This window comes from Aquitalea sp. S1-19, assembly GCF_024343515.1.
Genome location: NZ_RJTZ01000107.1, coordinates 1 through 9401 on the forward strand (window position 1 = coordinate 1; position 9401 = coordinate 9401).

Annotated in this window: 9 protein-coding genes and 5 tRNA genes; 6 read left to right on the forward strand and 8 right to left on the reverse strand. The window is 59.9% G+C overall.

The window, feature by feature from the left end:
• The first annotated feature begins 37 nt into the window (after positions 1-37).
• The 5 genes from EGI20_RS14165 (at position 38) to EGI20_RS14185 (ending at position 610) form a co-directional block, all read left to right on the forward strand.
• Positions 38-114 (forward strand) — tRNA-Pro (locus EGI20_RS14165).
• Between the two features lie 26 nt (positions 115-140).
• Positions 141-217 (forward strand) — tRNA-Pro (locus EGI20_RS14170).
• A 26-nt stretch (positions 218-243) separates the two neighbouring features.
• A tRNA-Pro gene (locus tag EGI20_RS14175) sits at positions 244-320 on the forward strand.
• Positions 321-403: 83 nt separating this feature from the next.
• Positions 404-480 (forward strand) — tRNA-Pro (locus EGI20_RS14180).
• Positions 481-534: 54 nt separating this feature from the next.
• A tRNA-Thr gene (locus EGI20_RS14185) sits at positions 535-610 on the forward strand.
• Positions 611-764: 154 nt separating this feature from the next.
• Here the strand turns inward: EGI20_RS14185 and EGI20_RS14190 are convergent.
• The 8 genes from EGI20_RS14190 to EGI20_RS14225 form a co-directional block, all read right to left on the reverse strand.
• Positions 765-2138, reverse strand: coding sequence for an EAL and HDOD domain-containing protein (locus EGI20_RS14190; RefSeq protein ID WP_498632253.1), 1374 nt, complete (start codon positions 2136-2138; stop codon positions 765-767).
• Between the two features lie 31 nt (positions 2139-2169).
• Positions 2170-3525 carry an EAL and HDOD domain-containing protein gene (locus tag EGI20_RS14195; protein WP_498632254.1) on the reverse strand — a complete coding sequence of 452 codons (1356 nt, stop codon included), beginning with the start codon at positions 3523-3525 and terminating at the stop codon, positions 2170-2172.
• Between the two features lie 23 nt (positions 3526-3548).
• The gene (aroC, locus tag EGI20_RS14200) at positions 3549-4655 is read right to left on the reverse strand and encodes a chorismate synthase (protein ID WP_498632255.1); all 1107 of its coding nucleotides are present in this window, start codon (positions 4653-4655) and stop codon (positions 3549-3551) included.
• Between the two features lie 94 nt (positions 4656-4749).
• Positions 4750-5379, reverse strand: a complete 630-nt coding sequence (locus tag EGI20_RS14205) for a 2OG-Fe(II) oxygenase (protein WP_498632256.1) — start codon at positions 5377-5379, stop codon at positions 4750-4752.
• Positions 5380-5448: 69 nt separating this feature from the next.
• Entirely contained in the window at positions 5449-6375 is a 927-nt protein-coding gene (locus EGI20_RS14210) for an alpha/beta hydrolase family protein (RefSeq protein WP_498632257.1), read from the reverse strand.
• Between the two features lie 76 nt (positions 6376-6451).
• A complete protein-coding gene (locus EGI20_RS14215; protein ID WP_498632258.1) occupies positions 6452-7381 on the reverse strand; it encodes a GlxA family transcriptional regulator in 930 nt (309 codons plus the stop codon).
• Entirely contained in the window at positions 7378-8268 is an 891-nt protein-coding gene (locus tag EGI20_RS14220) for an EamA family transporter (RefSeq protein ID WP_498632259.1), read from the reverse strand. The genes EGI20_RS14215 and EGI20_RS14220 overlap by 4 nt, the downstream gene beginning before the upstream one ends.
• A gap of 31 nt (positions 8269-8299) precedes the next feature.
• Complete coding sequence (locus EGI20_RS14225; RefSeq protein ID WP_498632260.1) at positions 8300-8860, reverse strand: isochorismatase family protein; 561 nt, start codon at positions 8858-8860, stop codon at positions 8300-8302.
• Between the two features lie 159 nt (positions 8861-9019).
• Here EGI20_RS14225 and EGI20_RS14230 point away from each other — a divergent pair.
• The coding region (locus EGI20_RS14230; RefSeq protein WP_498632261.1) for an acyl-CoA thioesterase at positions 9020-9401 on the forward strand (382 nt) is incomplete at its 3' end.

Genomic DNA, 9401 nt, shown 5'->3' on the forward strand with positions numbered 1-9401 from the left:
AACGGGAATGTCGCAACTGGGGAAATAAAGTTGAAAGCGGAGTGTGGCGCAGTCCGGTAGCGCACCTGGTTTGGGACCAGGGGGTCCAAGGTTCGAATCCTTGTACTCCGACCACAGTAGCAGCTTGATTTGAGTTCTGACGGAGTGTGGCGCAGTCCGGTAGCGCACCTGGTTTGGGACCAGGGGGTCCAAGGTTCGAATCCTTGTACTCCGACCATTACTTCAAGTTTTTGAAGTTCATGACGGAGTGTGGCGCAGTCCGGTAGCGCACCTGGTTTGGGACCAGGGGGTCCAAGGTTCGAATCCTTGTACTCCGACCATTACTTCAAGTTTTACCAGTGTTGAAACTTCGATAAGTTTGCGGTAGATTTTGACTTGTAAAAATAGTCTTTACCGTAAAAATCGGAGTGTAGCTTAGCCTGGTAGAGCGCTACGTTCGGGACGTAGAGGCCGGAGGTTCGAATCCTCTCACTCCGACCAGAATTCAAAAGCCTTGATCGTTTTAATCATCAAGGCTTTTTTACAAGTTGGTTCGCCGGTATAGCTCAGTTGGTAGAGCAGCGCATTCGTAATGCGAAGGTCGGGGGTTCAACTCCTCTTACCGGCACCATAAAAATTAAGGACTTAGCCCGTCGGGCTAGGTCCTTTTTTATTTCTTCTTTGCCTGTGTAGTGGCAAGCATGATGGATATGCTTTGAGTCCACAGGACAAGGCACGCCAGCGGCCTATACCGGGCCGCTGGCTCATTCTGCTTTATTTCTTTTTTATGGCTGATCCCCGTTCGCCACCGATTCTGCCCATGCCATGGCTTGCAGTTGCAGGCGGTTGACTTGTTCGACGGCGAGCCCAAGCTCACTGGACAGGGTTCGGATACGTTCGTCCTGTTCTTGTTCCAGACCCAAGGTCAGGTTGAGGTAGGGGGTAAACAGGCCGTGGCCGTCAATCAGGACACTGGCGACAGTAGGCGGTAGCGATAAGGGCTGTAGGGCTTCTTTTAGCGGTTGCTGCAGCAGGGCATCGAGCATGGAGAACATGCCGGTCAGAAACAGATGCTCGCATTCCAGCCGGTTTTTGCCGCCTGCCGTGCCCAGGTTCTCCATAAAACGTGCACGCCATAGTGATCGTTCCAGCAAAACCAGACTGCGGTTATCGTCTTTGTTGCTGGTAAACAACAGCAGGGTCAGCCACTTGAACAGGGTTTCCCGTCCGAGTAGCAGCAGGCTTTCATCCAGCGTCGAGATCTTGCGGTTTAAGCCGTTGGCCGGGGAGTTGATAAAGCGCAGCAGTTTGAACAGCAATATCGAGTCGAGCTTGAACTGTTCATTCAGCGCCTTGCTGTCGGCACCGCTGCGCAACAGGCGCAGGATTTCCATCACGCGCAGCCGGCCTGCGTCGGTCTGTACACCCTCTATCTTGCGCACCTGGGTGATGAATGGCCCCTGGAACAGGACAAAGCGTTCGTGTGCAGCACTGCTGCGCAGACAGACTTCGTACGCCTCCATCGAGCTGATATTGCGTGCATACCAGCGTGCTCGCGGGAAGCGCGCGGGCAGTTTGTCCAGAAACGGGATCAGTACCTCTTCGGCCGAGGCGGAAAAATCGAGTATCAGATAGTCCATCAGCCCGAACAGATCGTTTTGCAACGAGGGGGTCAGCTGTCCTTCTCCGAACTGTGTCGGCTCCAGCGCAAAGCACAGCCCTTGCTGTTTGAGCTGCTGTATCTGAGCCAGTTCTGCTTGCCCGATGCGTTCTCCGGCCGAGGGGTTGAGTATGCAGATGACGCGCTGTGCGGCCAGGGTAGCCAGTTGCGGGTTGTTCAACACGCTCAGTGACAGGTTGATAAAGGCACGGCGTTTGGCGAGCAGGCTGAATACATCCAGATTCAGCAGCGTACCCAGCATCAGTTGATCATATTGCGCGTACTGGCTGGTGCCGGCCTCGCTACGCTGCACGGCATCGCAGGCAACAAATTCGTAAGCCACCAGCTTTTGCTGGCTATCGTAGACCGGCTGGTGGGTGATAAAGCCGAAGGAGGGCGGCAGGCGCTCGGAGCTATCTGGCTGAGCTTGTGCTGTTTTGCTGTCTTCTGTCTTTTCGGTGGTTTTGCCGGTCAGGCTGCCAAACAGGTTTTTAAACATCGGGGTGTGTCCATCAGGGATACGATTGGGTTTAATGGCTAGCGTCGGTGCAGCTTATATTTTCGGCCCACTGCATGGCTTGCATACCCAGACTGTTGACCTGCTCCAGCGGGATGCCCAGCATCTGACTGAGTCGGTCTATCTCCTGGCTGTTATGGTTTTCCATTGCCTGCGCCAGTGCAAGATAGGGCGCGAACAGGCCGCGTCCCTCCAGCAGGGCTTGCACGACGGTCGTGGGGAGCTCCAGTGGCGCAATCGCCTGTTCCAGTGGTTGCTTCAGTAGTGCGCCCAGCATGGAAAACATACCGGTCAGAAACAGGTGCTCACTCTCGACCTTATTACCACCGCGCGCATAGCCCAGGCTTTCCATAAAGCGGGCACGCGATAGCGACTGCTCCAGCAGGGCCTGACTGCGTCCGTTGTCCTTGTGTGAATTGAACAGCAAGAGTGTCAGCCACTTGAATAAGGTCTCTCGTCCCAGCAGCAATAGCGTTTCATCCAGCGTGACGATTTTGCGTGCGATACCGTTGGCGGAAGAGTTGATAAAACGCAGCAGCTTGAACAGCAAGGTTGAGTCGAGCTTGAACTGGGTATTCAGTTCGCTGATAGGGGCGTCACTGCGCAGCAGGCGCATGATTTCCATCACGCGCAGCTGGCTCGGGCTGGTTTGTCCCTGGGTCTGGTCGGGCTGGTTCTGAGCCATAAACGGGCCATGGAACAGGGCAAAACGATGGCCGCCGCGATGGCGGCAGGTTTCGTAGTCCTCGTATGAGGCGATATTGCGTGCGTAAGCAACAATATGTGGCAGCGTCGGGTTTAGTAACGGCGCCAGAACGCCTTCGGTCGAAGAGGAAAAATCCACCACGATAAAATCGCACTGCGCCAGCAAGGGATGATTGCGTGGCGTCTCTTGCTGCCGGTACAGCGTATCGGTGCCCAGTGCCAGACGGTAGCCTTGTTCCTTGAGAACAAGCAGTTGCTGCAAGACCTCGGCCGTCAGTGTTTCGCCGGGAGCGGGGCGCAGAAACAGGATAATGCGTTCGGCTGGCAGGCCGGCCAGTTCGGGCGCAGCGAGCGAGGTCAGCGACGACAGATGGATGATGGCGGCGCGACGCGACAACTGGCCGAAAACATTCAGGTTGAGCAGCGTGCTCAGCATCAGCCGGTCGAATTGTCCCGGCTCTTTGGTTTGTGCCGAGCCTGTGCGCATGGCATGGCTGAGCAAAAACTCATTGGCCACCAGGTTCTGCCGGGCATCGTAAACCGGCTGATGGGTGACGACCCCGAGCGAGGCAGGGAGAGGGGCGGCCGTCATGTCTGCACCGGCTGATGCAGCGGGTGCATCTGGCGTCTTGGTGCGGAAACCGGAAAACAGGGATTTCAGCATGATGTATTCGGTGCAGGCTTTGTTTAAATGGAGCGGGCCGGGCCGGCAATGCGTGGCGTATCGATCCGTACGTCCATGCACTGGGCACGATGGCGCAGCGCGTGGTCGATCAGGGTCAGCGCCAGCATGGCTTCGGCAATCGGGGTGGCGCGAATGCCGACGCACGGGTCGTGCCGGCCATGGGTTTCCATCAGGATGGCTTGGCCGGCTTTATCTATCGAATGGCGGCTTTGCGCGATGCTGGATGTAGGCTTGATGGCAAGGCTGACTTCGATGTTCTGTCCGGTCGAAATGCCGCCCAGGATGCCGCCGGCGTGGTTGCTGGCAAAACCGTCGGGGGTGAGTTCGTCGCTGTGCTCCGAGCCTTTTTGCGTCACGCTGCCAAAGCCTGCGCCGATTTCCACGCCCTTGACCGCGTTGATATTCATCATCGCCCAGGCGATATCGGCGTCCAGCCGGTCATAAACCGGCTCGCCCCAGCCTACCGGTACATTTTCCGCCACCACGCGCAGGCGTGCACCGACCGAATCCAGCGATTTGCGGATGCTGTCCATATAGGCTTCCAGCGCCGGTACTACGCTGTCGTCGGCGGCGAAGAAGGGATTGTTCGCGGTGCTCTCCCAGTCTTTGAACGGGATGACGATGTCGCCGATCTGCGTCATATGGCCGCGGATCACGATGCCGAATTTTTCGCTCAGCCATTTCTTGGCGATGGCGCCGGCGGCGACGCGTACCGCGGTTTCTCGCGCGCTGGAACGTCCGCCACCGCGTGGATCGCGCACGCCGTACTTGTGCCAGTAGCTATAGTCGGCGTGCCCGGGGCGGAAGGTGTCGGCGATATTGCCGTAGTCCTTGCTACGCTGGTCGGTGTTGCGGATCAATAGCGCGATCGGCGTGCCAGTGGTCTTGCCTTCGAATACGCCGGACAGGATCTCGACCTGGTCAGGCTCGCGGCGCTGGGTCACATGGCGGCTGGTGCCGGGCTTGCGCCGGTCCAGTTCCTGCTGGATGTCCGCCTCGCTGATGGCGAGTCCGGGTGGGCAGCCGTCGACGATACAGCCTATGGCCGGGCCATGGCTTTCGCCGAAAGACGTGACGGTAAACAACAACCCCATGCTATTGCCGGACATGCATTTCCCCTGTTTTTTGCCGCAGCGCGCGGTGCGCCAGCCAGTTTATTGCGCACAATTCTACCATGGCGCGCGCCGATCGCAGATTGCATTGTCATGAGCGGCGGCGAAACCAGCCGGTAATGGACAGGCGCTGTTGTGTCGCCGGCAGCACTTCATGCCAGAAGCGGTCGGACAGAAAAAGCACCAGCGTGCCCGCCTCGGGACGAATATCCCTATATGTCTGGCAGTCGGGGTCAAGATAAAGCCTGAGCTGGCCGCCGGATGCTTCGGGCCAGTCCTGGTTCAGATACAGCACCGCGCTTAAGGTGCGGGTGTCGTCGTCGCGGAAACGGTCCAGATGCTTCTGGTAGAAACTGCCGGCGGGATAGACGGCAAAGTGCGCTTCCAGGTCGGCCAGGCCCAGGTAGAGTTCGCGGTTCACTGCACTACGCAGGCGTTGCATCGTGGTGAAGTAATGGCTGACTGCGGGCGATGCCTCATATTCGTCCAGCCACAGTACCGAGTCGGAGCGGATTTCGCTGCGCCGTGCTGCGCTCTGGCCGCGCCCGATGGCAGCTTGATGAAAGCGGCCGTCTTCCCATTCACTCAGGCAGGCGCTGCGCAGGGCGCGGATATCTGCCGGCGAGAACAGATTGTGTACCGTGCACCAGCCCTGTTCGGCCAGTTGTCCGGCGATAGCGGATAGCTCATGAGCTACATCTTGTTGGACAGGCAAATCCATGCTGCACCTTGTTATCAATATCGGTGCTATTTATTACCACGGTATTGCATATAAGGTGAAGCAGTTGAATCAAATGTTCTCTGTAATATCCTGGCGGCAGCCGCTTAGCCAGTCAGCCACCATGGGGAAGTGGTCGGTCATGGCATCGGGGTGAGTGAGCAGGCTGACGTGGTCGTAATCGTGGCGATGGCCGGTTTTTTGCGCCAACAGATGGACGCGTGAGAAGTGGGGGCCGGATTCGGCACGAAAACGCCGGACATCATCGACATGGCCACGGCACGGGTCGCGCATGGCGGCCAGATAGAGCGTCGGTGGCAGCGTCACGCTTTGGGCCGCCGTGCGATAGTCGAAGCCGTCATCGGCATCGACCCACGGCGCCACCTTGGCCCACAGCTTGCTGTGCAGATGGCTCTTGTCGCTTTCATTATCGGCACCGAGGCCTATGCGTCTGGCCGGCAGATAGCCGCACGTGCGGATGATCAGACGCGAGGCCAGATTCCACATCAGGTCGACTTCGATCAGCTTGTTGAGGTTTTTGACATGCACGCTGCGTTTGCTGCCGAAGTAGACCACGCTCTCTACATGGGTAAGCAATGTTGGGTAGCGCACCAGACAACTGGTCATATGTACACCGCCCCAGGAATGGGCGAGCCAGTGCATGGGACGGTCCGGGCGCAGGCGGCGGATCAGTTCGAATGCTGCCGGCAAATCCTGGGTAATGGTCTCGGTCTGGCCATGGCGGCTGGCACGGCTGATTTTGGGCGTGCTCTGGCCGCGCCCGCGCAAGTCGAGCACGAAGCAGTCGTAGCCTTGCGCCGCCAGCCATGGCGCCAGCCCCTTGCCCGAGTCGCTATAGAAAATGCGGCCGTTGCCCATCACCCCGTGCAGGAGCAGCAGTGGCGCACCGTCGTCGCGTGTGGCGTGGCGGATGCGGCGCAGGTGCAGGGTGTCGCCACCTGACACCGGCAGATACAGGCTTTGTTCACGGTAGGGCATGATCGCGTCCATATGCCCGTGGGCGGGCATGGTTCAAACGCATGATTGAACCATGCTCCTGTATTGAAGGCGAACGCTATCGCTTGGCCGGCGTGCCACCAACGATTTGCTTCCATACCCGGCGCAGGGTACGCGCCGAGCCAAATCCGGCCGCTTCGGCTGCCGTCTCCACTGTCGCGCCGAGGGCGAGCCGGTCGCGGGCAACTTCTATTTGCAGTGCCTGACGGTAGGCAACCACGCTGCTGGCGGTGTGGGTGCGAAACAGCCGGCACAGATGGCGTTCGCTGACATGGACGCGTTCGGCCAGACTCGACAGTGTCCAGTGCTGGGCGGGGTCGGCCGCAATCAGATCCTGCGCCTTGTGCAGTGCCGGGTTGAGGTGGTTGCGGTGTGCCATAAACGGCGACAGCTGGGCGGCCGTGCCGTCGCGCCGTGCGTAGACCACCATGCGCCGTGCGACGCGGGCCGCGAGCGCTGCGCCGGCCTGCTGTTCGATCAGCCATAGCGCCAGATCGATGCCGGCTGTGATGCCCGCCGAGGTGGCGATTGGGCCGTCTTCGACAAAAATGCGATCCTGTTCGACCCGTGCGCCGGGGGCGAGAGCCGCAAGCTTGCTGGTTAAGGCGTGATGGGTGGTGCAGCGTCGCCCGTTGAGCAGCCCTGCCATCGCGGCCAGTAGCGCGCCCGAGCAGATGCAGGCAATGCGGGTGTCGGCGCGTACGTTTTGCGCCAGCCACGCGACCAGTTGTTGCGCTGGCGCTGTGCTGTAATCGCGGTCTTCGTCAACGGTGCCGACCAGTACCAGTAACGCTTGCTTTGGCAGTTTTTCAGGCAGGGGCGCGACGCGGCTGACCAGCCCCAAGGAGCTGACGCATTCGGCCGCCGGCCCTACGGTATGCAGCCGCAGTCGCGCACCTTCATCGATGGCGATACGCATGGCTTCGGCCGGGCCGGCGTGATCCAGCGCCAGATAGTGCGGCGTCAGGATGAAAAAGACCTCATTCATGTGTTCACCCCACGCAGTCGGGCCAGCAGGCGCGGCCCCAGGCTGCCGATGGCCAGCCCGGCAACCAGCAGCGCACCGCCTGCCAGTTGCAAGCTGCTCAGGCGCTCGCCCAGAAACAGGCTGGCCGACAATACGCCGAAAAACGGCACCAGCAGGCTATAGGGTGCGACCACATTGGCCGAGTGGCGCGACAGCAGCCGGCTCCACTGGCCGTAGCCGAACAGGGTGGCGACCAGCGCCAGATAGGCGACAGCCGCCGCACTTTTGAGTGTCAGTACCGCCGACCAGTCGGTAGTGGGGGCCTCGAACAGCGCCCACATGGCCAGAAACGGCAGGATGGGCATCAGGCTGGAATAGACCACCAGCGACAGCATGTCCGGCGCGTTGCCGTGACTGACAATACGCCGTACCACCAGATTCGACGTCGCCCAGCACACCGCGCCGGCCAGCGTCAGCAGCAGCCCGGAAAGCGGCAGCGACTGGCCGCTGCTCAGGCCGATCAGCAGCAGGCCGCCGCTGCCGACGGCCAGGCCGGCCAGCTGTGCCGCGCTGAAGCGCTCGCCCAGCCATAGCGCGCCCAAGAGCAGGGTGAAAAAGGCCTGGCTTTGCAGCACGATGGAGGCGAGCGATGCCGGCATGCCGGCCTTGATCGCGGAAAACAGGAGGGCGAACTGGCCGAAGCCGACTGTCAGCCCGTATGCCGCCAGCGCGCGCCACGGCAGCTTGGGGCGGCGCACGAACAGCAAGCCGACGCTGGCGGCGCAGGCAAAGCGCAGCGCACCCAGCAAAAAGGGCGGCACGCCGGCGACCCCCCATTTGATGACCACGAAGTTGAAACCCCACACGGCAACGATAGCTAGTGCGATCAATCGGTCGGTAAAAGGCATGGGCGGCTCCGGTTAGTTTTCGATTATGCCATCAGTTTTGTGCGGGCAGCGTGGCAAGGCAGCTTGCGACGCTGTGCAAGGTGGCAAAGCGTCCGGCCAGTACCAGTTCGGTGTGCTCACGCACTTCCCTGGCCGTGTAAGTGCGCCCGCTATGCGGGTGCGTCATGGCAAAAGTCAGGGTGGCTTCGCTCACGAAATCGACGGCATAGCCTAAGTCAGAGGCTACGCGGGCGGTGGTTTCGCAGCACTGCTCGGTACGGATGCCGGCAATAATCAGCCGTGTGATGGCGTGCTGTTCCAGCCATTCGCGCAAGCCGCTGTCTGTGAGCGCATTGTGTACATGCTTGGTAAAGGTGGCGTCGGCATTGTCCGGCAGCCAGTCCATGAGGCGCACCAGACCCGAGGCAGCGGCAAACGGCCCGTCGCCGTCTTCGTGCAGGATATGCACTACGGGCACGCCTTGCGCACGGCAACCGGCAATCAGGGTCAGCAGTTGTTCGCGAAAGGCGGGCAAGGCGCACCCATCCCAATAAGGGCGATGTAAAAAAGACTGTTGAACATCAATCACGATCAGTGCGCAGCGTGGCGACATGGCAGGGCTCCTTGTTTGGGGTGTCGTGCCATGATGCCGCATGGGCAAAGACAGGCGTGATGCCGTTTATGGACAGAGAGGGGGGCAGATGCGGACAGGATGCATGGCCAGTGGCGTGTATTTACGCTACCCTTTTTGCATTAATCATGGGGGGTGGGAATGGAAAAGCATTATCCGGTTTTAAGTGAAAAAAGCATTGTGATGCGCTGGGGCGATATGGACGCCATCGGCCACCTTAACAACGCGGTGTACTTCCGCTATCTGGAGCAGATCCGTATCGACTGGCTGGAAGAGGCGGGCTTCCCGATTACGCCGGATGGCATCGGCCCGGTCATCGCGCATACCGCCTGCCATTTCAAGCGTGAAATCAGCTATCCGGCCACCTTGCACATCACCATTGAGCTTGAGCATCTGGGGCGTAGCAGCCTGAAGCTGCGGCACCGTTTCTTTTGTGGCGAGGATCGCACGACGGTGTACGCAGTCGGTGAGGTGACGCTGGTGTGGGTGGATTACCGCGCGGGCAAAAGTACTTCAAGTTTTA

Coding starts and splice junctions, on each gene's coding strand:
- EGI20_RS14190 (WP_498632253.1), bottom strand. CDS start 2,138: ATGTTTAAAAACCTGTTTGGCAGCCTGACCGGCAAAACCACCGAAAAG.
- EGI20_RS14195 (WP_498632254.1), bottom strand. CDS start 3,525: ATGCTGAAATCCCTGTTTTCCGGTTTCCGCACCAAGACGCCAGATGCA.
- aroC (WP_498632255.1), bottom strand. CDS start 4,655: ATGTCCGGCAATAGCATGGGGTTGTTGTTTACCGTCACGTCTTTCGGC.
- EGI20_RS14205 (WP_498632256.1), bottom strand. CDS start 5,379: ATGGATTTGCCTGTCCAACAAGATGTAGCTCATGAGCTATCCGCTATC.
- EGI20_RS14210 (WP_498632257.1), bottom strand. CDS start 6,375: ATGCCCTACCGTGAACAAAGCCTGTATCTGCCGGTGTCAGGTGGCGAC.
- EGI20_RS14215 (WP_498632258.1), bottom strand. CDS start 7,381: ATGAATGAGGTCTTTTTCATCCTGACGCCGCACTATCTGGCGCTGGAT.
- EGI20_RS14220 (WP_498632259.1), bottom strand. CDS start 8,268: ATGCCTTTTACCGACCGATTGATCGCACTAGCTATCGTTGCCGTGTGG.
- EGI20_RS14225 (WP_498632260.1), bottom strand. CDS start 8,860: ATGTCGCCACGCTGCGCACTGATCGTGATTGATGTTCAACAGTCTTTT.